The 24,592-nt window shown below is 67.9% G+C and carries 25 protein-coding genes; 13 read left to right on the forward strand and 12 right to left on the reverse strand.

Translation table 11 applies throughout. The features are described from left to right. Window positions 1-18: 18 nt before the first annotated feature. Window positions 19-1,011 carry a tripartite tricarboxylate transporter substrate binding protein gene (locus KF892_15235; GenBank protein ID MBX3626370.1) on the reverse strand — a complete coding sequence of 331 codons (993 nt, stop codon included), beginning with the start codon at window positions 1,009-1,011 and terminating at the stop codon, window positions 19-21. 58 nt (window positions 1,012-1,069) lie between these two features. Here KF892_15235 and KF892_15240 point away from each other — a divergent pair, with 58 nt between their 5' ends. Together KF892_15240 and KF892_15245 are read left to right on the forward strand one after the other, a co-directional pair. Beyond that, a complete protein-coding gene (locus tag KF892_15240; GenBank protein ID MBX3626371.1) occupies window positions 1,070-2,347 on the forward strand; it encodes an amidohydrolase family protein in 1,278 nt (425 codons plus the stop codon). Between the two features lie 41 nt (window positions 2,348-2,388). Then, a complete protein-coding gene (locus tag KF892_15245; protein MBX3626372.1) occupies window positions 2,389-3,006 on the forward strand; it encodes a glutathione S-transferase N-terminal domain-containing protein in 618 nt (205 codons plus the stop codon). A 104-nt stretch (window positions 3,007-3,110) separates the two neighbouring features. Here the strand turns inward: KF892_15245 and KF892_15250 are convergent, their stop codons facing one another. Together KF892_15250 and KF892_15255 are read right to left on the reverse strand one after the other, a co-directional pair. Then, complete coding sequence (locus KF892_15250; protein ID MBX3626373.1) at window positions 3,111-3,755, reverse strand: response regulator transcription factor; 645 nt, start codon at window positions 3,753-3,755, stop codon at window positions 3,111-3,113. A 147-nt stretch (window positions 3,756-3,902) separates the two neighbouring features. Beyond that, window positions 3,903-5,528, reverse strand: a complete 1,626-nt coding sequence (locus tag KF892_15255; GenBank protein ID MBX3626374.1) for an FMN-binding glutamate synthase family protein — start codon at window positions 5,526-5,528, stop codon at window positions 3,903-3,905. Window positions 5,529-5,913: 385 nt separating this feature from the next. Between KF892_15255 and KF892_15260 the strand changes: the two genes are divergently transcribed. From KF892_15260 to KF892_15270, 3 genes are all read left to right on the forward strand, one after another. After that, window positions 5,914-6,396, forward strand: a complete 483-nt coding sequence (locus KF892_15260) for an META domain-containing protein (GenBank protein MBX3626375.1) — start codon at window positions 5,914-5,916, stop codon at window positions 6,394-6,396. Between the two features lie 262 nt (window positions 6,397-6,658). Then, window positions 6,659-7,813: an ABC transporter substrate-binding protein gene (locus KF892_15265; protein MBX3626376.1), complete on the forward strand. Its 1,155-nt coding sequence runs from the start codon at window positions 6,659-6,661 to the stop codon at window positions 7,811-7,813. Window positions 7,814-7,911: 98 nt separating this feature from the next. After that, window positions 7,912-9,069, forward strand: a complete 1,158-nt coding sequence (locus KF892_15270) for an ABC transporter substrate-binding protein (GenBank protein MBX3626377.1) — start codon at window positions 7,912-7,914, stop codon at window positions 9,067-9,069. On the opposite strand, the gene KF892_15275 is transcribed toward KF892_15270, so the two are convergent. Further along, window positions 9,066-10,763 (reverse strand): AAA family ATPase, encoded by a 1,698-nt coding sequence (locus KF892_15275; GenBank protein ID MBX3626378.1) that lies wholly within the window; start codon window positions 10,761-10,763, stop codon window positions 9,066-9,068. The two genes, KF892_15270 and KF892_15275, sit on opposite strands and share 4 nt — an antisense overlap. A gap of 98 nt (window positions 10,764-10,861) precedes the next feature. Continuing rightward, the gene (locus tag KF892_15280; GenBank protein MBX3626379.1) at window positions 10,862-11,752 is read right to left on the reverse strand and encodes an alpha/beta hydrolase; all 891 of its coding nucleotides are present in this window, start codon (window positions 11,750-11,752) and stop codon (window positions 10,862-10,864) included. A 95-nt stretch (window positions 11,753-11,847) separates the two neighbouring features. On the opposite strand from KF892_15280, the gene KF892_15285 reads away from it, so the two are divergent. Beyond that, the gene (locus KF892_15285) at window positions 11,848-12,018 is read left to right on the forward strand and encodes an oxidoreductase (GenBank protein MBX3626380.1); all 171 of its coding nucleotides are present in this window, start codon (window positions 11,848-11,850) and stop codon (window positions 12,016-12,018) included. Here the strand turns inward: KF892_15285 and KF892_15290 are convergent. Further along, window positions 12,015-12,572, reverse strand: coding sequence for a GAF domain-containing protein (locus KF892_15290; protein ID MBX3626381.1), 558 nt, complete (start codon window positions 12,570-12,572; stop codon window positions 12,015-12,017). The two genes, KF892_15285 and KF892_15290, sit on opposite strands and share 4 nt — an antisense overlap. Before the next feature lie 75 nt (window positions 12,573-12,647). On the opposite strand from KF892_15290, the gene KF892_15295 reads away from it, so the two are divergent. Continuing rightward, window positions 12,648-13,424, forward strand: a complete 777-nt coding sequence (locus KF892_15295) for an aminotransferase class I and II (protein MBX3626382.1) — start codon at window positions 12,648-12,650, stop codon at window positions 13,422-13,424. Further along, window positions 13,342-13,800 (forward strand): DUF3037 domain-containing protein, encoded by a 459-nt coding sequence (locus tag KF892_15300; GenBank protein ID MBX3626383.1) that lies wholly within the window; start codon window positions 13,342-13,344, stop codon window positions 13,798-13,800. Before KF892_15295 ends, KF892_15300 begins: the two co-directional genes overlap by 83 nt. A 4-nt stretch (window positions 13,801-13,804) precedes the next feature. Here the strand turns inward: KF892_15300 and selD are convergent, their stop codons facing one another. Next, window positions 13,805-14,875: a selenide, water dikinase SelD gene (gene selD, locus KF892_15305; GenBank protein ID MBX3626384.1), complete on the reverse strand. Its 1,071-nt coding sequence runs from the start codon at window positions 14,873-14,875 to the stop codon at window positions 13,805-13,807. Between selD and mnmH the strand changes: the two genes are divergently transcribed. Genes mnmH through phnE (KF892_15330) form a run of 5 tightly spaced genes read left to right on the forward strand, consistent with a single transcriptional unit; the run spans window position 14,867 to window position 19,191 of the window. Next, window positions 14,867-15,913: a tRNA 2-selenouridine(34) synthase MnmH gene (mnmH, locus tag KF892_15310; protein ID MBX3626385.1), complete on the forward strand. Its 1,047-nt coding sequence runs from the start codon at window positions 14,867-14,869 to the stop codon at window positions 15,911-15,913. The two genes, selD and mnmH, sit on opposite strands and share 9 nt — an antisense overlap. A 10-nt stretch (window positions 15,914-15,923) precedes the next feature. Then, window positions 15,924-16,790, forward strand: a complete 867-nt coding sequence (locus KF892_15315) for a putative selenate ABC transporter substrate-binding protein (protein MBX3626386.1) — start codon at window positions 15,924-15,926, stop codon at window positions 16,788-16,790. Continuing rightward, window positions 16,791-17,600: an ATP-binding cassette domain-containing protein gene (locus KF892_15320; protein ID MBX3626387.1), complete on the forward strand. Its 810-nt coding sequence runs from the start codon at window positions 16,791-16,793 to the stop codon at window positions 17,598-17,600. It abuts the gene before it with no gap. After that, window positions 17,597-18,427, forward strand: a complete 831-nt coding sequence (gene phnE / locus KF892_15325) for a phosphonate ABC transporter, permease protein PhnE (protein MBX3626388.1) — start codon at window positions 17,597-17,599, stop codon at window positions 18,425-18,427. The genes KF892_15320 and phnE (KF892_15325) overlap by 4 nt, the downstream gene beginning before the upstream one ends. Then, the gene (gene phnE / locus KF892_15330; protein ID MBX3626389.1) at window positions 18,424-19,191 is read left to right on the forward strand and encodes a phosphonate ABC transporter, permease protein PhnE; all 768 of its coding nucleotides are present in this window, start codon (window positions 18,424-18,426) and stop codon (window positions 19,189-19,191) included. Before phnE (KF892_15325) ends, phnE (KF892_15330) begins: the two co-directional genes overlap by 4 nt. 20 nt (window positions 19,192-19,211) lie before the next feature. Here the strand turns inward: phnE (KF892_15330) and KF892_15335 are convergent, their stop codons facing one another. The 5 genes from KF892_15335 to KF892_15355 all read right to left on the reverse strand — a co-directional run bounded on the left by KF892_15335 (window position 19,212) and on the right by KF892_15355 (window position 24,583). Continuing rightward, a complete protein-coding gene (locus tag KF892_15335) occupies window positions 19,212-19,433 on the reverse strand; it encodes a hypothetical protein (GenBank protein MBX3626390.1) in 222 nt (73 codons plus the stop codon). Window positions 19,434-19,633: 200 nt separating this feature from the next. After that, window positions 19,634-20,233: an ATP-dependent Clp protease proteolytic subunit gene (locus KF892_15340; protein ID MBX3626391.1), complete on the reverse strand. Its 600-nt coding sequence runs from the start codon at window positions 20,231-20,233 to the stop codon at window positions 19,634-19,636. A 148-nt stretch (window positions 20,234-20,381) separates the two neighbouring features. Further along, window positions 20,382-21,731, reverse strand: coding sequence for a chromate efflux transporter (gene chrA, locus KF892_15345; protein MBX3626392.1), 1,350 nt, complete (start codon window positions 21,729-21,731; stop codon window positions 20,382-20,384). Window positions 21,732-21,815: 84 nt separating this feature from the next. Then, complete coding sequence (gene ssb, locus KF892_15350; protein MBX3626393.1) at window positions 21,816-22,316, reverse strand: single-stranded DNA-binding protein; 501 nt, start codon at window positions 22,314-22,316, stop codon at window positions 21,816-21,818. An 86-nt stretch (window positions 22,317-22,402) separates the two neighbouring features. Continuing rightward, complete coding sequence (locus tag KF892_15355) at window positions 22,403-24,583, reverse strand: prolyl oligopeptidase family serine peptidase (GenBank protein MBX3626394.1); 2,181 nt, start codon at window positions 24,581-24,583, stop codon at window positions 22,403-22,405. Between the last annotated feature and the right edge of the window lie 9 nt (window positions 24,584-24,592).

Raw genomic sequence — 24,592 nt, forward strand, 5'->3', positions numbered from 1 at the left:
TGGCGGCCTGCGCACGCTTCAGTCAGACTTGATGTTCCGGCTCGTGATGATGTCGGAGAGCAGCGCCGTGTCGGCCTTCATGCGCTGGGCCAGGCCCTCGGGCGCGCTGCCCACGGCCTGCCAGCCGGCCGTCAGCAGCCTGGCCTGCGTCTCGGGCTGTTTCATCACCTCGGCCACGGCCGCGGCCACACGCGCCACCACCGGCTTGGGCAACGAGGCGGGGCCGACGAGCGCCGTCCACACCTCGAGGTCGGTGCCGTTCACGCCCGCTTCGCGCAGCGTGGGCACATCGGGCACGAGCGCGCTGCGGCCGGGCGAGGTGACCGCCACCGCCTTCAGCTTGCCGGCCTTGACCTGCGGCATCGCGATGCCGGGCGGCAGCAGCGAGAGCTGCACTTGGCCTGCGATCAGCGCCGTCACCACCTGCGGGTTGCCGGGGAAGGGCACGTGCACCGCGCCGATGCCGGTCTTGCTCTTGAGCAGCTCCATGCCGAGGTGGCCCACGGTGCCATTGCCGGGCGTGCCGTAGTTGCCCTTGTCGCCGAGCGAGCGCGCCCAGGCGATCAGCTCGGCGGGCGTGCTGCCCTTCGCGTCGCCTGCGGCGGTGAGCACGAGCGGGGCGGTGCCGAGCAGCGAGATGGGCGCGAAGTCACGCGCCGGGTCGAACGGGGTGGCCGGGTTGATGAGCTTGGCGACGGTGAGGTTGCCGTTGATCACGATGCCGAGCGTGTGCTCGTCGGTGGCGCGGGCGACCTGGTCGGCAGCGATGTTGCCCGAGGCGCCGGGCTTGTTGTCGACCACCACCGGCTGGCCGAGCGCCTTGGCCAGCGCGTCGGACAGCGCGCGCGCCATCACGTCGGGCGACGAGCCGCCGGGGAAGCCCACCACCAGCCGCACGGGCTTGGTGGGCCAGGCGGCGGTCTGGGCCAGCGCAGGGGAAAGCGGCAGCAGTGCGGCCACGGCAGCGGCCAGCAGATGTCTCTTGGAGATCATGGGGTACGTGTCTTGCATGAGGGAAGGGCAAGCCTAAGCCAGAATCGTTTTCGTGTTTCTCAGGAGCCGCCCCATGATGGACCTGCTCGTTCGCAATGCCACGCTGCCCGATGGGCGCACCGGGATCGATGTGCTGGCGCTTCAAGGCCGCATCGACGCCATCGGCCCGCAACTCAGCGCACCGCCGGGCACGCCGGTGCTCGATGCGCAGGGCTTCCTGCTGAGCCCGCCCTTCGTCGACGCGCACTTCCACATGGATGCGACGCTCAGCCACGGCCTGCCGCGCGTGAACGCGAGCGGCACGTTGCTCGAAGGCATCGCGCTCTGGGGTGAGCTCAAGCCGCTGCTGACGCAGGAGGCGCTGGTCGAGCGCGCCCTGCAGTACTGCGACTGGGCGGTGGCGAAGGGGCTGCTCGCGGTGCGCTCGCATGTGGACGTGTGCGACGACCGCCTGCTCGCGGTGGAGGCGTTGCTGCACGTGAAGGAGCGTGTGAAGCCCTACCTCGACCTGCAGCTCGTGGCCTTTCCGCAAGACGGCGTGCTGCGCTCGAGGAACGCGGTCGACAACCTCAAGCGTGCGCTCGACAAGGGCGTGGAAGTGGTGGGCGGCATCCCGCACTTCGAGCGCACCATGGCCGATGGCGCCGAGAGCGTGCGGCTGCTGTGCGAGATCGCCGCCGATCGAGGCCTGCGTGTGGACATGCATTGCGACGAGACCGACGACCCGCTGTCGCGCCACATCGAGACGCTCGCCTTCCACACCCAGCGCCTCGGCCTGCACGGGCGGGTGGCGGGTTCGCACCTGACCTCGATGCACTCGATGGACAACTACTACGCGAGCAAGCTGATCCCGCTGATGGCCGAGGCGCAGATCCAGGCGATTGCCAACCCGCTCGCCAACATCGTGCTGCAAGGCCGGCATGACACCTACCCCAAGCGCCGCGGGATGATGCGAGTACCCGAGCTGCTCGCGGCCGGCGTCAACGTCGCCTTCGGTCACGACAGCGTGATGGACCCGTGGTATTCGATGGGCAGCGGCGACATGCTCGAGGTGGCCGCGATGGGCCTGCACGTGGCGCAGATGACCTCGCAGGCGCAGATGAAGCAGTGCTTCGATGCGGTGACGGTGAACCCGGCGCGAATGCTCGGCCTCGAGGGCTACGGCCTGGCGACGGGCTGCCACGCCGACTTCGTGCTGCTGCAGGCGCGCAGCCCGGTGGAGGCGATCCGCGTGCGCGCCACACGGCTTGCCGTGGTGCGCCGCGGCCAGGTGATCGCGCAGACACCGGCCGCCACCGCGACGCTCTCGTTGGCAGGCCGACCGACCCGTGTGGACTGGACCTTGCAACGCTGAGACTCCCCCTAGAATCGTTCGACAACAGGGAAGTCTTATTCATGAAACTCATCGGCGCGCTCACCAGCCCCTACGTTCGAAAAGTGCGCATCGTGATGGCCGAGAAGCGGCTCGACTACCAGTTCGAACTCGAAGACGTCTGGAATCGCGACACCATCATGAAGTCCAACCCGCTCGGCAAGGTGCCGTGCCTGGTGATGGAAGGCGGTGAGGCGGTGTTCGACTCGCGCGTGATCGTGGAATACGTCGACACGCTGTCACCCGTGGGCAAGCTGATCCCCGACCGTGGCCGCGAGCGCACCGAGGTGCGCACCTGGGAAGCACTGGCCGACGGCGTGATGGAAGCCGCCATCCTCGCGCGCCTGGAGCAGACCTGGGCCGGCCGCAGCGAAGCGCAGCGCAGCGCCGCCTGGGTCAGCCGCCAGATGGACAAGGTGCACGCCTCGGTGGCTGCGATGAGCCAGGGCCTGGGCGACAAGCCCTTCTGCAGCGGCATCCACTTCTCGCTGGCCGACATCGCCGTCGGCTGCGCGCTCGGCTACCTCGACTTCCGCTTCGCCCACATCGACTGGCGCAGCCAGTACCCGAACCTGGAGCGCCTGGAAGCGAAGCTCGCGCAGCGGCAGAGCTTCATCGACACGAAGCCTCCGGCGGGCTGAACTGCGATCAGGGCATCGCCACCCTCCGTTCGCACTGAGCCTGTCGAAGTGCAGCGCAGGGCTTCGACAGGCTCAGCCCGAACGGATCTCAGTGACGTGCCCGGTCAGGCCGCGCGCAGAGACAGCGTGCTCGCGCGCTGGTCGAACTGCAGCTTGTTGTAGACCCGGCGAATGCCGCAGGCCACGCTGTGCACGCTCGCGTGCCACTGCTGCGCGATCTCGTCCACGAGATACCCCTGCGCCACCCACTGCAGGATCTCCTGCTCCACGCCGGTGAGCACCAGCGGGTCGAGCGCTTCGGTCATGGTGTCGTAGCGGCGAGCACCCGGCTTGCGGAAGTGCGAGAGCAGCTGGCGCGCGATGGTCGGCGAGATCGGCGACTCGCCGCGCCACAGTTGCTCCAGCGCGCCGATCAGCGCCTCGTGCGTCTTGGTGTGCACCCAATAACCGTCGGCCCCGGCTCGCAACGCTTCGAGCAGCAGCGCGTCGTCGTGCGAGACCATCGTCACGAGCACGTGCGGGCCTTGCGATGCACCTTGGCGCAGCTCGCCCAGCAGCGGCTCGACTTCGCCGTCTTGCACGCGCAGGTCGGTGATGAGGATGTCGGGGCGACCCTGGCGCATCACGCGCCGGGCCTGCTCCACCGTGTGCACCTCGTCGCGCACCCAGAACGTCTCGGTTGCATCGATCAGCGCACGCAGCCGAGGACTGGCTTCGTGATCACGCTGGAGCAGGACGACGGACGGCATGAACGGGTGGACGCAAGGAGGAGGTTGCGGGGCATTGTTGTGACAGCCAACCCATGGTGCATCCCCTCAAACCCGCGTTCATCCCCGTGTTCGGGGGGGCGTTGTAGCGAGCTGCTACAGAGGTGTTTTGCGTCTTGTGCCGAAGGTCTATGGCGAGGCCTGAAAGCTGTGCGCACTGGCCATCGGCCAGTACAGCTTGAAGACGTTGTGCGGCATCTCGCCACGCAAAAGCTCGCCCGGTTGCAAGAACGACAAGAGGTTCGCGAGCAGCTTCACCTGGTGGTCGCTGCAGCGGCGCACGATGTGCGAAGCCGTGATGCCACCAGGGTGATCGAGGCCGGCCGCCTGCACGAGCTCCTTCAGCGCCTTGAGCGTGCTCTGGTGGTACTGGAACACACGCTCCGACTTGGTCGGCACCACCAGCGCACGCTGGCGATGCGGGTCTTGCGTGCTCACCCCGGTGGGGCACTGGCCGGTGTGGCAGGCCTGCGCTTGGATGCAACCCAGCGAGAACATGAAGCCACGCGCCGAATTGCACCAGTCGGCGCCGAGCGCCATCATCCGCGCGATGTCGAAGGCGCTGATGACCTTGCCGGCGCAGCCGAGCTTGACCTTGTCGCGCAGGTTCAGGCCCACGAGCGTGTTGTGCACGAGGAGCAGACCCTCCTGCAGCGGCGCGCCCACGTGGTCGGTGAATTCGAGCGGCGCGGCGCCGGTGCCACCCTCGGCACCATCGATCACGATGAAGTCGGGCGTGATGCCGGTCTCGAGCATGGCCTTGGCGAGGCCGAACCATTCCCACGGGTGGCCGATGCACAGCTTGAAGCCGGTGGGTTTGCCGCCCGAGAGCTCACGCAGCTGGTCGATGAACTTCATCATCTCGACCGGCGTGTCGAAGGCGCTGTGCTTCGCGGGCGAAATGCAGTCGACCCACGGCGTGACGCCGCGCGCCGCGGCAATCTCGAGCGTGACCTTCGGGCCCGGCAGCACGCCGCCGTGGCCGGGCTTCGCACCCTGGCTCAGCTTGAGCTCGATCATCTTCACCTGCGGCAGCGTCGCGTTGGCGCGAAATCGCTCGGGGTCGAAGCGGCCCTGCGCGTCGCGGCAGCCGAAGTAGCCGGAGCCGATCTCCCAGATGAGATCGCCGCCGTGCTGCTGGTGGTGCACGCTGATCGAGCCTTCGCCGGTGTCGTGCGCGAAGTTGCCTCGCTTCGCGCCTGCATTGAGCGCGAGGATGGCATTCGCCGACAGCGCGCCGAAGCTCATCGCCGAGATGTTGAAGACGCTCGCCGAATAGGGCTGCGCACGCGTGGCGCCGATGGTCACGCGGAAGTCGTGCGTGGCGAGTTCGGTGGGCACGAGCGAGTGGTTGATCCACTCGTAGCCGGTGGCGCCCACGTCCATCTGCGTGCCGAAGGGGCGTTTGTCCTGCTCGCCCTTGGAGCGCTGGTAGACGAGCGAGCGCTGCTGGCGCGAGAAGGGCGCGGCCTCGTTGTCGCTCTCGATGAAGTACTGCCGCATCTCGGGGCGGATGAACTCCAGCAGGAAGCGCAGGTGGCCGATGACCGGGTAGTTGCGCAGCACCGAGTGGCGCGTCTGCAGCACGTCGCGCAGGCCCAGGCCCAGCAGCAACGCGAAGACGAGCACCAGCACGCCGCTGGTGCCGAAGCCCACCCAGGTGAAGGCGCTGAGCAAGAGGCCCATCGCGCACAGCAGCCACGCGCTGTAGCGAACCGGGAAGTACTGGTTGAGCTTGTCCAGCCAGGCGTGCATGGTTCCCTCGTTTCCCTCGTGGCCCTGGTGGCGGGCCCCTAGGGCCTGTTCACACTAAATGAGCACCCACGCCAAGGCCTGAAGGCGTGGGCGGCAAGGCGCAGCGGAGGCCGTGTGCCCGTGGCACACAACGACGCTGCAACGCCGCCGCACGCGCCTTCAGGCCCCGGCCCTTCGGGTGATCTCAGCAAAAGCCCGCCCACAGCGTTGCAAATGCTCGCTGTAGCAAGTGCTACAGCTGCGCTTTGCGCCTCGTTGGCGGGCTTTTGTTGAGTCACGTGGGTGCTCATTTAGTGTGAACAGGCCCTAGTCGCGCGATGGTAGGCGCGCACTGGCGTGCAGGGCTGCTCGAAAAGCGGCATGGACACTGCCCTTCTGCCTTCGTATGCTCGCCCGGTCTTCCGACCTGCGAACCTGCATGCCTGCTTCCGTTCTCTCGCGCCTCGTGCTGCTGTGCGGCGCCACCTGCCTCACGCCGATGCTGTGGGCCGCACCGGCCTCCGCCCCATCCACCAACACGCCGCTGCGCGACACCCGCTGGGCCTTGCAGACGATCGCCGGCGCCCCCGCCGCCACCAGCCCCAAGCGAGGCCAGGTGCAGCTCTCGCTGCGTGCCGCCTCGCAGCACCTGAGCGGCTTCGCCGGCTGCAACACGCTGCAGGGCCGCTACATCCAGCGCGGCACCTCGCTCGCGCTCAAGCCCCTGGCCACCACGCGCATGGCCTGCGAGCCGGAGCTCATGCAACAGGAAGCGCGCTTCCTGCAGACGCTCGCCAGCATCGACGGCTACCGCATCGAAGGCCGCCAGCTGAGCCTCTTGCAGGGCGACGTGGTCAAGCTCACCTTCCTCGCCTCGCCCACCCGCTGATGCACACCGACACGGCACACGCTTCGGCACGGCATGCGTTGTTTTCGCACGGTCGTGCTTAGCAAGTCGTGCCAAAGGACCGTGAACGGAGACGCACTCTGGCCATGAATTCGCGCCGTGTCACCCTCGCGACTCGACTTGGGATTCCTCGCTCACTAGCCTGCCGACCAGCAAGCGTAATCGGTCGTAACGCCCCTCAAGTTCGCGCACGGCCCGACACGCCCCCGGTTTCTTTCACAGCTCTTCGATGTACGCCATGACGATGAATCGCCGACTCTTCCTCAGCCGCTCCGCCCAGACCGCCACCGCCCTCGGCATGGCCACCTGGCTGCCGAATTCGCAGGCCGCGGCGGAAGCCATGTCTTCCAAGCACATCACCTTCGGCAGCTCGCTGCCGCTGACCGGCCCGCTGGGCGCCTCGGGCAAGGAGCACGTCATGGGCATCCAGGCCGCGTTCGCCGCGGTCAACCGCGCGGGCGGCGTGCATGGTCGCGAGCTGCGCCTGGTCACGATGGACGACGCCTATGTGCCGGCCAAGTCGGCCGAGAACGTGAAGCAGATGGTGGCCGAGAACTCGGTGATGGCGCTCGTCTCGCAAGTGGGCACGCCCAACACCGCGGCACTCCTGCCCATCATCGAGAAGGCCGGCCTGCCGCTGGTCGGCCCGATCACCGGCTCGGGCGCCTTGCGCAACCCGCAGCTGCGCAACGTGTTCCACATCCGCCCGAGCTACGGCGAGGAAGTGACGCGCATGGTCGAGCAGCTGGTGAAGATGGGCCTGTCGAACATCGCCTTCGTCTACCTCGACAACCCCTTCGGCAAGGAAGTGCTGGCGCAGGGCAAGGCCGCGCTCGCCGCCGCCAAGCTCACCGCCTCGGGTGAATTCGCCCTGGCCTTCGACGGCAAGAACGCCGCGGAGGTGGCGCAGCGAGTGGAAGATTCGCGTGCCGGTGCCGTGTTCCTCGCCACCACCGGCGCGGGCGTGACCGATTTCGTGATCGCACTGCGCGGTGCGATGGGCTCGATCCCGATCGTGGGCCTGTCGGTCACGTACACCGACCTGCCGCGCCTGGGCAAGGACCGCGCGCTCGGCCTGGCGATGGCCTCGGTGTTCCCGAGCTACAAGAGCAAGAAGTTCGCGCTCATCCGCGACTACCAGGCCGACATGGACGCGCTGAAGTTCGAAGCGCCCACCGGCTCGGCCGTCGAAAGCTGGATCAACGCCCGCGTGCTGATCGAAGGCGTGCGCCGCAGCGGCCGCGACCTCAGCCGCGACAAGCTGCGCGCCTCGCTGGCCAGCATCCGCGGCTTCGAGGTGGGCGAACTCGTCATCAACTTCAGCGCCGCCGCGCCCTACGTGGGCACGCTGCCGGTGAAGCTGGGGGTGATGGGCCCCGACCTGACCCTTCGCGTCTGACGTGTTCGCGTTTGAACTGATCACGTTTGAACGGATACCGTCGGTTTGGGTGCGTCTGTGAACATCGTTCCACAACTACATACCAGGAGACAGCCTTCATGAACCCGCTGAACCGACGCCATTTCCTAACCCGTGCCAGCCAGGGAGCCGCCGCGCTGGGCGCTGCCAGCTGGGTCGTGCCGAGCTGGGCCGCCGAAGACGGCGTGACCGCGAAGTCGATCACCATCGGCAACTCGACGGCCCTCTCGGGCCCGCTCGGCAACGCCGGGCAGGACCACATCAAGGCCATCCAGGCCGCCTTCGCCCAGATCAACAAGGCCGGCGGCGTGAACGGCCGCGAGCTCAAGATCGTCACCAAGGACGACGGCTACCAGGCGCCGCGCACGGTCGAGAACATCAAGAAGATGATCGACGACGGCAGCGCGCTCGCGTTCATGTCGCTGATCGGCACGCCCAACAACGGCGCCATCCTGCCGATGACCGAGAAGGCCGGCATCCCGGTGCTGGGCCCGATCACCGGCGCCGCCTCGCTGCGCAAGCCCGAGTACAAGAACACCTTCCACATCCGCCCGAGCTACACCGACGAAGTCACGCGCATGGTGCAGCAGCTGGTGCAGATGGGCCTGCAGGACATCGCGGTCGTCTACCTCGACAACCCCTTCGGCAAGGAAGTGCTGGGCAATGCGCAGCGTGTGCTGGCCGAGCAGAAGCTGAAGGCCGTCACCGCGCTCCCGCTCGCGGTCGACGGCAAGAACGCCGCCGAAGTGGCGCAGCAGATCGTCGACAGCAAGTGCGGCGCCGTCTTCCTCGGCACCACCGGCACCGGCACCACCGACCTCATCCTCTCGCTGCGTGAGAAAGCGGCCGGGCTGCCGGTGATCGGCCTGTCGGTCACCTTCACCGACACCAAGCGCCTGGGCAAGCACATCCAGGGGCTGGCGATGGCCTCGGTGTTCCCGAATGCGCAGGTGATGAAGTTCGCCGTCGTGCGCAACTTCCACGCGTCGATGGAGGCCGCCGGCCTCACCACCACCGGCCTCGGCCTCGAGAGCTGGATCAATGCGCAGGTGATCGCCGAAGCGCTGCGCCGCGCGGGCCGCGACGTGACGCGCGAGAAGCTGCGCAACGCGCTGGCGGGTCTGCGCAACTTCGAGGTGGGCGAGGTGGCGATCAACTTCACCAACGCCGCGCCCTATGTGGGCACGACGGCGGTGAAGCTCGGGGTGTTCGGCCCCGACGGGATCCTTCGCTCCTAAGAAGGTGTCAATGCAACAGCGGCTGCTGGCACAGCAGCTTCAGCGCGAAGCTTTTCTCCAAGATCAGGTAGGAACGCGCGCAAGTGGAGAGGAATTTGTCCCAGTTCCCGTTTTGCCATCTCCTGGACTTTTTCGACATAACTCCCCTTCTTCATCTCAAAGAATCTCCCTAGATTGACCGTCAGATCCTTCTTGTTGAACATCTTCAAGATCAATATGAAGTCCCCAGAGGCTGCTGCTTCTTGTGCGTCTCGGAGCGCAGCAGCGTGAATGGCTTTCGGATCGATCTGCTTTTGAAATTTCTCGAATTCCGCGCTGTACTGATCGATGTCTATCTCAGCAGAACTGAATCGGCCAAGGGCTAGCGCGACTTTGTGTTGCGTGACTTCAATCGCGTGAACCGAGATTGAGCGATTGAACTCATCAAAAACAAAAGTTTGCACTTCTCGCAGAACCTTGGACTGGTCCAGCAGAAGTTGTTCGGCAACGGCCTGGATCACGTCGGGAATGAGATAAAGGTTCTCCACCTCCGCCACAAGCGGCACGTAGACACCGCCTCTCTCATAAGAAGCTATCTGCCCCTCTTCAAGGTAGTCTCGGTCAACGATGCCGAAGCATTGAAGATGGTGCAAGCCTCTCTGAGAGCGAAACATCTTGGTCGCCGCCACAACGTTGCTACATCCACCGATGGGTTTCACTGTGAACTGCGGAAAGGCGAGCCGATAGATAGCAGCGTCGTGAGAGCCATTTGTCCCTTCGACAAACAGCACGGGCTTCCTGCTACCAAGGACTTCTAAATAGACGTCCTCGGGAATCTCTTGCTGCTCCGGGACAAGAAACCAGTGGAAAGCGCCCTCACCGTAGCCGGTAACACACAACTTCGTTGCCCCTTGACGATCGGCCGCAAACAAGAGGTCATGCGTTAGATAGACGAAAGTGCAATCGGGCCGTGCCTTCTCTATCGCATTCCACAGGAAGTCTTGGATCGCCTTGTGAAGATGAATTTCTGGCTCATCAACAACGATGATTGCACCTGAAGGTGCGCACAAGCATTGGCCGACGAGATAAAAAATGACACGCTCACCATCGCTCAGCGCGCGCGCAGAGTAAGGCTCTCCTGGCACTCCGACCGGACTCACGCGAATTTCGCCACTGTCAATGTTGAGAGAACGATGAGGAAGCACAGATTCCCAAAGAGTCTGCACCCTGCGCAACAAGGTATCTCCAACAGGATGCAGCTGCCCCGTCTGCCGTTGGTGTGCTTCATATTCCAAAAGCGCCGTGTAGCTTTCGGAAAAGAGAAGTGTGAGCAGTTTGTCGAAGTCGCTCAACGGCGCAGTTTCTGGATAGACCATGGACCCATACCGGGCCTGTTGGCGCAGTATGGCCTTGTTGCTTTCATACTGCTCTTGATTCCAGTTTTCTGGAACAGGTGCCCAATAAAACTGGTTGCGTGCAGCCTGCAACGCTATAGGGCTCGCGCTTTCCGGAAATACCAGCGAACGTTGCGCTGCAATTCGGTGGACTCGATCTTTTTGCGGACTCTTGAATTCAAGCCATGAGCCCAGCCGGCTTTTGCCCGCTCCATTTGCCCCGATGACAACAACGCTCGTTTGACAGTCCACCAGCGTAGGGGGAGCTGTAGTCGACCCTGAAGCCGGAAACATGACCTCCCTTTGCGATGCTTTTGCCATTTCGATCCTCGGTGTAGGGCAGTTCTTCAACGTCGGGATAACGTCAAATTTTCACGGATTTTTGCCATCCAAGATAGCCTAGGCCGTTTGCTCGAAGACTAGAAATACGCCAGCAGCGCCTTCGCCGTCTCGGCGGGCGCTTCTTCGGGCACGAAGTGGCCGCTGGGCAGCGCCTCGCCGCTCACGCGGCCGGCGCACTGCGCCTGCCACAGCTCGATCGGCTTGAACATGCGGTGCACCACGCCGCGCGTGCCCCACAGCACCTGCGTGTCGCAGGCGATGCGCTCGCCGGCTGTGCGCGAGGCGCGGTCGTGTTCGAGGTCGATGCCGGCCGAGGCGCGGTAGTCCTCGCAGATGGCGTGGATGCTCTCGGGCACCACGAAGCAGCGTTCGTATTCGGCAATCGCCTCGGGCTCCAGGTAGCCCATGCCCGCGCTGCCCCAGCCGCCGAGCTTCCAGCGCAGGTAGAAGAGCGGATCGCCGCCGATCATGCGTTCGGGTAGCGGCGCGGGCTGGATCAGGTGGAACCAGTGGTAGTAGGCCGACGCGAATCGCATGTCGGTCGCGTCGTACATGTCGAGCGTGGGGGCGATGTCGAGCAGGCTGAGTTTCGTCACCGCCTCGCGGTGGTCGAGCGCCATGCGGTGCGCCACCCGGCCGCCGCGGTCATGGCCAACGAGGCCGAAGCGTTCATGGCCGAGCGCGCGCATCAGCGCCACCATGTCGGCGGCCATCGCACGCTTGCTGTAGGTGACATGCTCTTTGTCGCCGGGCGGCTTGGACGAATCGCCATAACCCCGCAGGTCGGGCATCACGAGGAAGAAGCGATCGCGTAAGCGCTGCGCCACACGGTGCCAGATCACGTGCGTCTGCGGGAAGCCGTGCAAGAGCAGCAAGGGCGGGCCGCCCGGCTTGCCGCCGGTGCGCGCAAAGATCTGCTGGCCGTTGACCTCGTACCGCTTCGCCTCGAAACCGTCGAACCATGCCATCGTGCTCACCTCCGGGGCTGCGATCTTGTCATGGGGCAGCTATCCTCGCGGCCTTCATGTCGAACCCCATCACCACCGTGGCCGAGGCGCAGGCCATGTTCCACGCACTGCAGCAGCGCGCACAGGCCGCGGGCGTGAGCCTGCGCGTGCCGCCGCCCGAGCCCACCACCTGCTGCGGGCGCGGCTGCAATGGCTGCGTGTGGGAAGGCTGGTACGCCGCGGTCGACTACTGGCGCGAGGAAGCGCTGTTGCGGCTCGCGCCTTAACGCTGCTTCGGCGGCTCCACCGGCGCGAGCGTCCACTCGGGCACACGCCGCCGGTCAGCGCTGTCGATCTTGCGGGCCACGAGCTGTGCGCACATGCGCAGGGTGTCGACGTCCTTGCGTCGCAGGTGCTCGTTGGGTGCGCTGCTGAAGCAGCAGAGCGTGCCGTAGGTCTGGCCGTCGGGCAGCACGATGGGCGTGCTGAGGTGCGCGCCGACGCGGAAGGGCGTCAGCGGCAGGTCGGGCACCTTGGTCGCGTCATGCACCAGCTCCGGCAGCCGCCCATCGACCACGCGCAGGCAATAGCTCGACTCCAGCTCGCCGCTGTCGCCCACCTGCACTGGCGGTGCGGCCTGCGCCTTGTCGACGAAGCGCATCACCCGCTCGCCGTCGACGAACTCGGAGACGAAGACCACGTCCATGCCCAGCTTCTCGCGCAGCGAGTGCAGCACCTCGGGCACGGCACGGTCGATGTCGGCATCGGCGGTGTCGGCGGTCGCGACCAGCAGCTCGGAGACCTGCACGAAGAGGGCATCGAGGTCGAAAGGGTCAGCCATGCCGCAAGGTTGCCACGGGTAGCCGCGCGCTGCGAAGCCCCAGACCTTCAGGGGACAATGCCGCGCATGGCCGCCCTGCGCACCGTCCACGCCACCCGCTACCTCACGCCGCTGCGCGAAGGCGGCTCGCTGCCGGCCATCGTCGAGGCCGACGACGACGGGCTCTACGTGCTCAAGTTCCGCGGCGCCGGGCAGGGCCCGAAGGCGCTGATCGCCGAACTCGTGGCCGGCGAGCTGGCCCGCACCCTCGGCCTGCCGGTGCCCGAGATCGTGCTGATGGAGCTCGACGCGGAGCTCGCCCGCACCGAGCCCGACCCGGAGATCCAGGACCTCATCCGCGCGAGCGGCGGCCTGAACCTCGCGCTCGACTACCTGCCCGCCTCCGTCACCTTCGACCCGCTGGCCGAGCGGCCCGACGGCGAGCTGGCCTCGCGCATCGTGTGGTTCGACGCGCTCATCACCAACATCGACCGCACGCCGCGCAATGCCAACCTGCTGCTGTGGCACCGCGGGCTCTGGCTCATCGACCACGGCGCGGCGCTGTACTTCCACCACAGCTGGGACGACTTCCTGCAACGCGCGGCGAAGCCCTTCGTGCCGATCAAGGACCACGTGCTGCTGCCCTTTGCCAACCGCCTGCACGAAGTCGACGCCGCGATGGCCGCGGCGCTCACGCCGGAGCGCATCGCCGAGATCGTGGCGCTGATCCCGGAGGCGTGGCTGCTGCCCGACCCGTTCTTCTCCGGGCCCGATGCGCAGCGCCGCGCCTATGTCGACTACTTCAAGCGCCGGCTGCAGGCGCCGCGCGCGTTCATGGAGGAGGCCGCCCGTGCCCACGCTGCACACGTATGACTACGCCATCGTGCGGGTGGTGCCGCGCGTGGAGCGCGGCGAGTTCGTCAACGTCGGCGCGATCGTGTCGTGCAAGCGCGCGGGTTTTCTCAAGGCGCAGATCGAACTCGACGAGGCCCGCGCGCTGGCGCTGGCGCCGGGGCTCGACCTCGTGCCGGTGCGCGCCACGCTGCGGGCCATCCCCGACATCTGCGCCGGGGGCGAGGCGGCCGGGGCCTTGCGCCACCTGTCGCCGCGCGAGCGTTTCGACTGGCTGGTGGCACCGCGCAGCACGGTGATCCAGACCTCGCCGGTGCACACCGGCCGCTGCGACGACCTCGAGCTCGCGCTCGCAAAGCTGATCGGGCGCATGGTGCGGGTCGCGCCCGCGGGCTGACGGCTCAGGCGACGCGGATGCGCGGCTCGCCGGCCGTCAAGCGGCCGATCACGGCGGCATCGTCGAAGCCCGCGGCCGCGAAACGCGCGAGCACGGTGTCGGCCGCATCGGCCGCACACGACACGAGCAAGCCGCCGCTCGTCTGCGGGTCGGTGAGCAGCGCCTGCTGCCACGGCGCGATCGACGCCCCGAGCGCCACCTCGGCGCCGTAGCCGGCCCAGTTGCGCGCCGACGCGCCGGTGGCCATGCCCTCGCGTGCAAACGCGGTGGCGGTGCCGATCAGCGGCACCTGCGCCATCTGCACGTCGGCCGCGAGCTTCGAGCCGCGGCACACCTCCAGCAGGTGGCCGAGCAGGCCGAAGCCGGTCACGTCGGTCATGGCATGCACGCCGTCGATTTCGGCCAGCACGCTGCCCACGCGGTTGAGCTGCGTGGTGTGGCGGATCATCTCTGCGTAGCCCTTGGCATCGAGCCGGCCCTTCTTCAGCGCGGCCGAGAGGATGCCCACTCCCAGCGGCTTGCCCAGCACCAGCACGTCGCCGTCTCGCGCATCGGCGTTACGGCGCACGCGTTGCGGGTGCACGAGGCCGAGGGCCACCAGGCCGTAGATCGGCTCCAGCACGTCGATCGAGTGGCCGCCCGCAATCGGGATGCCCGCCTCGCGGCACACGCTGGCGCCGCCTTCCAGGATGGCGCCGATCACCTCGAGCGGCAGCTTGTCGAGCGGCATGCCCACGAGCGCCAGCGCCATGATCGGCGTGCCGCCCATCGCGTAGATGTCGGAAATCGCGTTGGTGGCGGCGATGCGGCCGAAGTCGCGCGGGTCATCGACAATCGGCGTGAAGAAATCGGTGGTGGCCACGAGCGCCTGCTGGTCGTTGAGGCGGTACACCGCGGCGTCGTCGGCGGTCTCGGTGCCCACCATCAGCTCCGGCGGGATCAGGCCCTGCGGCGCGCGCGAGAGGATGTCGGCCAGCACGCCCGGCGCGATCTTGCAGCCGCAGCCGCCACCGTGGGAGAAGGAAGTCAGCTTGATCGGGTCCATGCCCGAAGTGTCGACCAAAACATGAGCCATAAGCTGTACACCGTCGAAGACCTCAGCGAGTTCAGCGTCATCATCGACGCCCGCTCGCCGTCGGAGTTCGCGCTCGACCACATCCCCGGCGCCATCAACTGCCCGGTGCTCGACGACGAGGAGCGCCGCATCACCGGCACGACCTACGTGCAGGTCTCGGCCTTCGAGGCGCGCAAGATCGGCGGCGCGATGGTCGCGCGCAACATCGCCCGCCACCTCGACGAACGGTTCGCCGACAAGCCGCGCGACTGGCGCCCGCTCGTCTACTGCTGGCGCGGCGGCATGAGGAGCGGCAGCTTCGTCACCTGGCTGCGCCTGGTGGGCTGGGACGCGCAGCAGTTGAAGGGCGGCTACAAGGCCTTTCGCCACCACGTGATGCAACGTCTTGCGGCGCTGTGCCCGGCTTTGCAGCTGCACGTGCTGTGCGGCCCGACCGGCAGCGCCAAGACCCGCGTGCTGCAAGCCCTGCGCGAGCAGGGCGAGCAGGTGCTCGACCTCGAAGCGCTGGCCGCGCACCGCGGCTCGGTGCTCGGCGCCGTGCCGGGGCGCGAGCAACCGTCCCAGAAGGGCTTCGAGACGCAGCTGATGAGCGCGCTGGCGCCGCTCGACCCCGCGCGGCGCGTGTGGGTCGAAGCCGAGAGCCGGCGCATCGGCCGCATCACCGTGCCCGATGCGCTGCTGCTGCGCCTGCGCGAAAGCCCCGTCGTGGAGATCGCCGCCACGCCCGAGGCGCGCCTCGCCTACCTGCTGCGCGACTACGCCTGGCTCGGCGACGACCCGCAAGGCCTCGCCGACAAGCTCGAGGGCCTGAAGGGCCTGCTGCCCAACGAGACCCTCGCGCACTGGCAGGCCTGGGCGCTGGCCCGCGAGTTGCCACCGCTCTTCGCCGCGCTGATGGCCGAGCACTACGACCCGCAGTACGCCCGCTCGCAGGGCCGCCACCTGCAGCGGCTCACACAGGCGCGTCGCGTCGAGACCGACGACCTCACGCCCGCCGGCATCGCCGCGCTGGCCCGACAGATCGCTTCCCTTCCCTGACCATCCTCCTATGAACACCCTCCGCCGACACCTGCTCTGCCTCGCCGCCCTCGCCGCCCTCGCCGCCACCCCCTGGGCCCACGCCCAGACGCCGGTGCTGCGTGTCACCGCCATCCCCGACGAGTCGCCCACCGAACTCGCGCGCAAGTTCGCGCCGCTCGGTGCCTACCTCGAAGCCAAGCTCGGCATGAAGGTGGAGTGGACGCCGGTCACCGACTACGCCGCCGCGGTCGAGACGCTGGTGCACCGCAAGATCGACCTCGCCTGGTTCGGCGGCTTCACCTTCGTGCAGGCGAATGTGCGCTCGGGCGGCAAGATGGTGCCGCTGGTGCAGCGCGAGGAAGACGAGCGCTTCCGCTCGGTCTTCATCACCGACGCGAAGAGCGGCATCGCCAAGCTCGACGACCTGAAGGGCAAGACGCTCAGCTTCGGCTCGGCCTCCAGCACCTCGGGACACCTGATGCCGCGCAGCTTCCTGCTGGCCGCGAAGGTCAACCCTGACGTCGACTTGAAGCGCGTGAGCTTCTCCGGCGCACACGACGCGACCATCGCCGCCGTGGCCAGCGGCAAGGTCGACGCGGGCGCGCTCAACATCTCGGTGTGGGAGAAGTTCGTGGCCGAGAAGAAGGTCGACACCACGCAGGTGAAGGTCTTCTACACGACCCCGCCCTACTACGACTACAACTGGACGGTGCACGCCGACATGCCCGCCGAGCTGCGCGAGAAGATCAAGGCCGCCTTCCTCGCACTCGATGCCAACGCGCCGCAAGGCAAGGAGATCCTCGCACTGCAACGTGCGGCGCGCTTCGTGCCGACCAAGGCCGAGAACTACACCGGCATCCGCGCCGCGGCGGAAAACGCCGGGCTGCTGAAGTAAGTGATCGAGCTGCAGCAGCTGTCGGTCGCGGCGGCCCCCGGCGCGCGCGGTGCCGCGCTCAAGGGGGTGAGCCTGCGCATCGCGCCGGGTGAGCAGGTGGCGGTGATCGGCGCCTCGGGTGCGGGCAAGACCACGCTGCTGATGGCGCTCGCGTGTGCGCTGCAGCCGCTGTCGGGCGAGCTGAAGCTCTTCGACGTGTCGCCGTGGCAGCTGGGTTCGGCGCAGCGGCAGCGGCTGCGCGCGCGGCTCTTCCTCGCGCCGCAGGTGCCGCCGCTGCCGCCGCGCCAGCGTGTCGTGGCCTCGGTGCTCGCCGGCCGACTGCCGACGATGGGCCTGTGGGCCAGCCTGCGCACGCTGTGGCACCCGCGCGAGGCCTCGGTGGCCCACGAAGCACTGGCCTCGTTGGACCTCGCCGACAAACTCTGGGAGCGTGTCGACCGCCTCTCCGGTGGCGAGCGGCAACGTGTGGGCCTCGCACGCGCGCTGGTGTCGCAGGCCGAGCTGTGGCTGATCGACGAGCCGCTGTCGGCGCTCGACCCGACGCGCGCCCAGCAGGTCATCACCACGCTCACCGAGCGCGCGCGGCGCGAGCAGCGCACGCTGGTGTGCAGCCTGCACCAGGTGGCGGTGGCGCGTGAGCGCTTTCCGCGCATCGTGGCGCTGCGCGATGGCGAATGCGTGTACGACGGGCCCGCAAGCGGCCTGGGCGACGAGGCGCTGCGGGCGCTCTACGCCGGGCGCGAGGCGGGCGACGGCTCGCCGCCGTCGGTGCGGCCCGCGCCGGGCCTGCCCGAGGCGATGTGCCGGTGAGCGCACTGCCGCAGCGCAACTTGCGCGACCCGGCCTGGCTGCGCCGCTGGTCGGCCGTGCTCGTGGGCGCGGTGCTGCTGTGGCCGCTGGTGGCCTGGACCGAGTTCAACCCGCTCACGCTGGCCGACGCGCGCAGCCTCGCCGCCACCTGGAACTTCGTGCGCGACTTCGCGCCGCCGCGCCACGACGCCGAGTTCCTCGCGATGCTGGCCCGCGAGACCTGGCGCACGGTGGCGATCGCCACGGCCGGGCTGGCGCTGGCGTGGCTGATCGCCGTGCCCCTCGCGCTCGTGGCCAGCACGCGGCTGTCGACCAGCGCCCTCGGCACGCGCATGGCCTGGGGCCCGCAGGCGCTGCGCCAGGCCGCACGCTGGCTGCTGGTGGTGCTGCGCTCGATTCCCGAGCTGGTGTGGGCACTCGTCTTCGTGCGCGTCGTCGGCCTCGGGCCCACGGCGGGCGTGCTGGCCATCGCCATCGCCTACGGCGGCATGCTCGGCAAGGTCTACGCCGAGATCCTCGACAGCAGCGACGCCAGCCCCACGCTCGCGCTGCTGCGCAACGGCAGCGGGCGGCTGCAGGCGTTCTGCTTCGGCGCGCTGCCGCAGTGCGCCCCCGAGCTCACGAGCTACACGCTGTACCGCTGGGAATGTGCGATCCGGTCGTCGGTGGTGCTGGGCTTCGTGGGCGCGGGCGGCCTCGGGCAGCAGCTCGACACCGCGACCAAGATGTTTGCCGGCGCCGAGGTGGGCGCGATCCTGCTGGTGTTCGTCGCGCTCGTCGCCTTGAGCGACCGGCTCAGCGCCTGGCTGCGCAAGGAGATCGCATGACAAGCCGTCGCCGCGCACTCCTGGTGCTGCTGGGCATCGCCGCGCTCGTGCTCGCGAGTTTTGCGACGCTCGATCTGCGCTGGGCCGAGTTCCTGTCGTGGGGGGCGTTGCAGAAGATGGGGGCGTTCGGCGCCAGCTTCTTCCCACCCGAGACCTCGGCACCCTTTCTGCGCAAGACGCTGCAGGGCGCGGGCGAGACCTTGGCGATGTCGCTGCTCGGCACGCTGCTCGCCGCGGTGGCCGGGCTCGCCATCGCCCTGACCGCGAGTGCCCGCGGCCATGCGGCGGCCCGCAGCGCCGCGCGCCTGGTGCTCAACGTGCTGCGCTCGGTGCCCGAGCTGGTGTGGGCCTCGCTGCTGCTGGTGGCCGCGGGCCTGGGCCCCTTCCCCGGCACCTTGGCGCTCGCCCTGCACACCACCGGCGTGCTGGGGCGGCTCTTCGCCGAGGCGATCGAAAACGCCGCGCCCGAGCCGGCGCTGGCGCTGCGCGTGCGCGGCGTCTCTAGCCCGCAGGTGTTCCTCTGGGCCACGCTGCCGCAGGTGCTGCCTCAGCTGCTGTCGTATGCGCTCTACCGCTGGGAGAACAACATCCGTGCTGCCGCCGTGCTCGGTGTGGTGGGGGCCGGCGGGCTGGGCCAGATGCTCAGCTACCACCTGAGCCTGTTCCAGATGCACGAGAGCTGCACCGTGCTGCTGGCCATGATGGCCCTGGTGCTGGCGGTGGACGGGCTCTCGTTCCTCACACGGCGGGTCCTCACACGCTGAGGACCCGTGGCGCAGACGGCTCAGCCGGGCTGGCCCTCGACCTGGATCGCGCGGGCCGCGAGGTAGCGGTGGAATTCGCTCAGCGGAATGGCCGTCACCCCGCGGGTGTTGCCTTCGGCCCAGCTCAGGGTCACGTCGAACTCCGACTCCTGGAATTCGATCGGGCCTTCGGGGATGGTGATGTTGGGGCCGTCACCCTCGCGGTAGACCACGGGGCCGGTGATGCGTGCGCTTTGGGACATGGCGTTTGCTCCTGTGTGCCGGGGTCGATGGACACCCATTCTCGAAACCGGCCGGGCGATGCCACAACCGGGGAAAGGCGTTCGCGCGTGTAGGCGTCGTCCTACGCGCAGTGGGAGGGGGACGGACGCGTGCAGCCTAGCGTGCCCGGCGCGCTTGTGGAAGGCCAGGGTTTTTATTTGCCACCCCGGCCTGACCTCGGTCAAGCGATGTCGTTTTGCGTCTCGACGATGCGCGAGACGATGCCGTAGTCGATCGCTTCCTGGGCACTCAGCCAGAAGTCGCGCTCCATGTCGGTCTTCACCGTGTCGTAGGGCTTGCCGGTCTGCTTGGAGATCACGCGGGCGATGCGCTCGCGCGTGCGCAGGATCTCCTTGGCCTGGATGGCGATGTCGGTCGCCTGGCCACCGGCGCCACCGGCCGGCTGGTGGATCATGAAGCGCGTGTTGGGCAGGCACAGGCGGCGCTCCTTCGGCGCGGCCAGGAAGATGTGCGCACCGGCGCTCGCCACCCAGCCGGTGCCGACCACCGTGACTGGGGCGCGCACGAAACGGATCATGTCGTGGATCGCATCGCCCGATTCCACATGCCCGCCCGGCGAGGAGATCAGCATGGTGATCGGCGCATCGGACTCTTCCGACAGGGCCAGCAGGCGGCGGCAGGTGGCGTGCGCCAGCTTGTCGTCGATGGCACCGAAGACGAGCACGTAGCGTGACTTGAAAGCGAGCTGGTCTTCGAGGCGATCGGTCTTTTCGATGTTGACGACGGGCTTGTCGTCTTCGTGGGAATGGATGCGGGTCATGTCGGCCTCCTGGCGTCTTTGGGGTGGATCGGCAAATTGTTGCGCATGCAGCGCGCCCGTGCCGCAGCCCTGTGGACAACTGCTGCAAACCCTGTGGGAAAGCAGTGGAACATCGGCGGAGAGCCGGTGGGCAAGCTGTGCAGTATCGCTAAGGCAGCAGCTGCAGGGCGAGCCCCGCCACGGCGCTGCCGGCGATCACCGGGATCACGCCGAACTTGAAGCGGAAGAGGGCCACGCCCGCTGCCACGCCGATCGCGGCCGAGGCCCACTCGAAGGGGCCGCCGAGGCCTTGTGGCCACAGCACGTGGTACGCGAAGAACACCGCCAGGTTCACGATCACGCCGACCACCGCCGCCGTGATGCCGGTGAGCGGGGCGGTGAACTGCAGCTTGCCGTGCGTCGTCTCGATGAAGGGCGCGCCGAGAAAGATGAAAAAGAACGAGGGCAGGAAGGTGAAGAAGGTGACGACCGTGGCCGCTGCGGCGCCGGCCAGCACCAGCGCGTCGGGGCCGAAGATGGCTTTCGTCCAGCCGCCCACGAAGCCCACGAACGACACCACCATGATGAGCGGGCCCGGCGTGGTCTCGCCGAGCGCGAGGCCGTCGATCATCTGCGGGCCGGTGAGCCACTGGTGGTGGTCGACCGCACCCTGGTACACGTAGGGCAGCACCGCATACGCACCGCCGAAGGTGAGCAGCGCCGCCTTGGTGAAGAACCACGCCATCTGCGTGAGCACCGCGGGCCAGCCGAAGGCCGCGGTGAGGCCACCGAGCGCCAGCGCCCACAGGCCGACAAAGACCACGATCACGGTGCGAAAGCGCGCCCAGCTGAAGCGGGCGTGCTCGGGCGTGGGCGTGTGGTCGTCGATGAGGGCCAGGCCATGCCCGTGCGCCGCTTGGCCGTGCCCACCGCCCGCGCTGAACCTGGCCGGCGCCACACGCCCGCCCACATAGCCGATGAGACCAGCCGCCAGCACGATCAGCGGGAAGGGCAGCTGCAAGGCAAAGATCGCCACGAAGGCCGCCACCGCGATGCCCCACAGCCAGCCGTTCTTCAGCGTGCGCGAGCCCACACGCCAGGCGGCGTGCACCACGAGCGCGGTGACCGCCGGCTTGATGCCGTAGAAGAGCCCGGCGATCACCGGCACGTGGCCGAAGGCCATGTAGACCCACGACAGCGCGATCAGGATGAAGAGCGAGGGCAGCACGAAGAGCCCGCCCGCCACGAGGCCGCCCCAGGTGCGGTGCATCAGCCAGCCGATGTAGGTGGCCAGCTGCTGCGCCTCGGGGCCGGGCAGCAGCATGCAGTAGTTGAGGGCATGCAGGAAGCGGCTCTCCGAAATCCAGCGGCGCCGCTCCACCAGTTCTTCATGCATCACCGCGATCTGGCCCGCCGGCCCACCGAAGCTGATGAAGCCGAGCTTGAGCCAGAAGCGGAAGGCCTCGGCGCGGGTGACGGGGGTGGGCAGGGGGGCCGGAGTGGAAGACGTCGCTGTCATGGGGTTGTCATGTCACCTGGAGCCAGAAACGACAACGCCGTGCAGGAGCACGGCGCGTCGCGGATCGCTGGGGGTGGAGCGCGATCAGAAGGGGATGTCGTCGTCCATGTCGTCGAAGCCGGTCGACGACTTCGGGGCCTGCTTCGCGGCGGGGCGCGAGGCCGGGGCGCTGCGCTCGCCGCGATCGCCGCCTTGTGAACCGCGGCTGTAGCCACCGCCACCGCCTTCGTCACCACCACCGCCGCCGCCTTCACGGCCGCCCAGCAGCTGCATGTTCTCGGCCATGATTTCGGTGGTGTACTTCTCGACGCCGTCCTTGTCGGTCCACTTGCGGGTCTTGAGGCGGCCTTCGACGTAGACCGGGCGGCCCTTCTTCAGGTACTCACCGGCGATCTCGGCCATGCGGTCGAAGAAGACGATGCGGTGCCATTCCGTCTCTTCCTGCTTTTCGCCGGAGTTCTTGTCTTTCCACTGGCGCGAGGTGGCCACGGTGATGTTGCACACCGCCGAGCCGTTGGGGGTGTAGCGGACTTCCGGGTCCTTGCCCAGGTTGCCGATGATGATGACTTTGTTGATCGAGGCCATGGGGCGCTCCAAGAAGGGGTAGATCGGGGATAGGCGAATTATGAGGCGCGACGCCGGTGGGGTCTCGCCCTCCTACAGGTGCCTACCTAGGGTTGATACCCTTCCACCCCCATCTGCCAGAGGAAGAAGGCCAGCATGTCGGCCCGCTCTTCCAGCTGCTGCTTCTTGGTACTGCCGATGCCGTGGCCGGCGTCGTATTCGAGGCGCAGCAGCACCGGCTTGCCGCTGGTGGTGGCGGCCATCAGGCGGGCGGCCGTCTTGGTGCTGGTCCACACTTCCACGCGCGGATCGTTCACGCCGTGCGTCAGTAGCACCGCCGGGTAGGCGGTGCCGGGCTTGATGTGGGCGTAGGTGCTCATTGCCAGCAGCGACTTGAAGCCCGCTTCGGTCTTCACCGAGCCGAACTCGGGGATGTTGGGCACGCCGTTGGCCGTGGTCTCCATGCGCAGCATGTCGAGGGCCCCCACCGCCGGGATGACGGCCGCGAAGAGCTCGGGCCGCTCGACCATCGCCATGCCCACCAGGATGCCGCCCGCGCTGCCGCCGAGGATGCCGAGCTTTGCCGGCGAGGTGTATTGCTGCGCGATGAGGTACTCGGCGCAGGCGATGAAGTCCTTCCAGGTGTTGGGCTTGGTGGCCTGGAACCCGGCGCGGTACCACTCCTCGCCGTAGACGCTGCTGCCGCGCGGGTTGGCGATGGCGTACACGCCGCCTTGGTCCAACCACGCGAGCCGGCTCACGCTGTAGAAGGGCTCTTCGGTCGAGCCGTAGCTGGCGTAGCCGTAAAGGATGGTCGGGTTGCGGCCGTCGAGCTTCACGTCGGCGCGGTGGATGATGGACATGGGCACCAGCGCCCCGTCATGGCTCTTCACCTTCACCTCCGTGGCCACGATGCCCGCGGGCTGGTCGAAGGGCCCGGCCGGTTGCAGGCCGGTGTTGCGCACGCTGCCGTCGGCGGCCACCTCGTACACCTGGCGCGCGGCGTTCCAGCTTTGCAGGTCGAGCAGCAGTCCGGGCAGGCGCGGGTTGGCCGCGCTGCCGCCGCCTTCGTCGTTGACGAGGCCGAACGAGCCTTCGAGCGGCAGCGTCACCTCCACCGGCGCGCCGCCCGCGCCGTGCGGGCGTTTGTAGAGGCGCTTGATGTTGCCGTCGCGCGCTTCGATGTAGACCGCATCGGCCGCGGCCGCCACGTTGACCACCACGCGCTCCGACGGCGGCATCACCAGCTCGGCCTGCTGCAGGTCGGGCGTCTTGAGCCGCATCGCGAGCACCTTGGAGCGCGGCGCGCCCTGGTGCGACACGAGGTAGAGCGTGTCGTCGAAATAGGTGATGCCGGTGACCTCGTCCGACGGCTTGAGCACACGCTTCCACGCCGGCTTGCCGGCCAGCACGCCGGCCTGCGGCGCGACGAAGAGGCCCAGCTCGCGCTGCGTGCCGTTGATGACGAGGCCGAGCGCCCATTTGCCGTCGTGCGTGAAGTTGACGATGGGGATCTCGGCGGGCTGGATGTCCACGCCCTTCGTCGCGGTGCCGAACACCGGCTTCGCCTCCGCGATGGGGCGGCCGGCGCGCAGCAGCCAGACCTGGCTGTGCTGGTACTTGTCGGTGGCCTTAGCGCCGCCGCGTGGCGCCCGCAGGCGGTTGACCACCAGCTGCGTGCCGTCGGGCGACCAGTCGACCCCGCCGAACTCGGCCCGCGTGATCGGCCGGCCGAGCGGCTTGCCGCTGCGGGTGTCGAGCAGGTGCAGCACCGCGGCCTCGGAGCCTTGCGCCGACAGGCCGTAGGCGAGGCGCGCGCCATCGGGCGACGGCATGTACCAGTTGATCGCATGCGGCTGGCCGGTCTTCTTCTCGACGGCTTCGGGGTCGACCAGCAATTGGTCGGCGCCCTTCAGGCCCCGGCGCAGCGAGAGCTTGTACTGGTTGTCGGTGGCACCGCGTCGCTCGATGAAATACAGGTCGCCGGGCACGCGGGTGATCTGCGCCACCCGTTCCGACGCAGCCGAGTCGTAGCGCGAGATCTTCTCCAGCAAGGCCTCGCGGCCGGGAATGCGCCGCAGCGTGGCGTAGGCGTGCTCGCTCTGCGCCTTCATCCACTTGGCGACCTCGGGGTTCTGCTTGTTCTCGAAGTAGCGGTAGGGGTCGTCGACGCGCACACCGTAGAAGGTGTCGGTCACCGTGCGAACCGGGGCCACGGGCGGCTGAGCTTGCGCCTGGGCCACGATGGCGGGAAGTGCAAGAGCGAAGCAGACGAGCGTGTGTTTCATGCAAACGAA

The sequence above is a fragment of the Rhizobacter sp. genome (genome assembly GCA_019635355.1).
In the GTDB taxonomy this organism is placed as follows: Bacteria; Pseudomonadota; Gammaproteobacteria; order Burkholderiales; family Burkholderiaceae_C; genus Rhizobacter.

Excerpts from the sequence above, each read along its gene's own strand:
- KF892_15235 (MBX3626370.1), bottom strand. The coding sequence starts at position 1,011 with ATGCAAGACACGTACCCCATGATCTCCAAGAGACATCTGCTGGCCGCT.
- KF892_15240 (MBX3626371.1), top strand. The coding sequence starts at position 1,070 with ATGGACCTGCTCGTTCGCAATGCCACGCTGCCCGATGGGCGCACCGGG.
- KF892_15245 (MBX3626372.1), top strand. The coding sequence starts at position 2,389 with ATGAAACTCATCGGCGCGCTCACCAGCCCCTACGTTCGAAAAGTGCGC.
- KF892_15250 (MBX3626373.1), bottom strand. The coding sequence starts at position 3,755 with ATGCCGTCCGTCGTCCTGCTCCAGCGTGATCACGAAGCCAGTCCTCGG.
- KF892_15255 (MBX3626374.1), bottom strand. The coding sequence starts at position 5,528 with ATGCACGCCTGGCTGGACAAGCTCAACCAGTACTTCCCGGTTCGCTAC.
- KF892_15260 (MBX3626375.1), top strand. The coding sequence starts at position 5,914 with ATGCTCGCCCGGTCTTCCGACCTGCGAACCTGCATGCCTGCTTCCGTT.
- KF892_15265 (MBX3626376.1), top strand. The coding sequence starts at position 6,659 with ATGAATCGCCGACTCTTCCTCAGCCGCTCCGCCCAGACCGCCACCGCC.
- KF892_15270 (MBX3626377.1), top strand. The coding sequence starts at position 7,912 with ATGAACCCGCTGAACCGACGCCATTTCCTAACCCGTGCCAGCCAGGGA.
- KF892_15275 (MBX3626378.1), bottom strand. The coding sequence starts at position 10,763 with ATGGCAAAAGCATCGCAAAGGGAGGTCATGTTTCCGGCTTCAGGGTCG.
- KF892_15280 (MBX3626379.1), bottom strand. The coding sequence starts at position 11,752 with ATGGCATGGTTCGACGGTTTCGAGGCGAAGCGGTACGAGGTCAACGGC.
- KF892_15285 (MBX3626380.1), top strand. The coding sequence starts at position 11,848 with ATGTTCCACGCACTGCAGCAGCGCGCACAGGCCGCGGGCGTGAGCCTG.
- KF892_15290 (MBX3626381.1), bottom strand. The coding sequence starts at position 12,572 with ATGGCTGACCCTTTCGACCTCGATGCCCTCTTCGTGCAGGTCTCCGAG.
- KF892_15300 (MBX3626383.1), top strand. The coding sequence starts at position 13,342 with ATGTCGACTACTTCAAGCGCCGGCTGCAGGCGCCGCGCGCGTTCATGG.
- mnmH (MBX3626385.1), top strand. The coding sequence starts at position 14,867 with ATGAGCCATAAGCTGTACACCGTCGAAGACCTCAGCGAGTTCAGCGTC.
- selD (MBX3626384.1), bottom strand. The coding sequence starts at position 14,875 with ATGGCTCATGTTTTGGTCGACACTTCGGGCATGGACCCGATCAAGCTG.
- KF892_15315 (MBX3626386.1), top strand. The coding sequence starts at position 15,924 with ATGAACACCCTCCGCCGACACCTGCTCTGCCTCGCCGCCCTCGCCGCC.
- phnE (MBX3626389.1), top strand. The coding sequence starts at position 18,424 with ATGACAAGCCGTCGCCGCGCACTCCTGGTGCTGCTGGGCATCGCCGCG.
- KF892_15335 (MBX3626390.1), bottom strand. The coding sequence starts at position 19,433 with ATGTCCCAAAGCGCACGCATCACCGGCCCCGTGGTCTACCGCGAGGGT.
- KF892_15340 (MBX3626391.1), bottom strand. The coding sequence starts at position 20,233 with ATGACCCGCATCCATTCCCACGAAGACGACAAGCCCGTCGTCAACATC.
- chrA (MBX3626392.1), bottom strand. The coding sequence starts at position 21,731 with ATGACAGCGACGTCTTCCACTCCGGCCCCCCTGCCCACCCCCGTCACC.
- ssb (MBX3626393.1), bottom strand. The coding sequence starts at position 22,316 with ATGGCCTCGATCAACAAAGTCATCATCATCGGCAACCTGGGCAAGGAC.
- KF892_15355 (MBX3626394.1), bottom strand. The coding sequence starts at position 24,583 with ATGAAACACACGCTCGTCTGCTTCGCTCTTGCACTTCCCGCCATCGTG.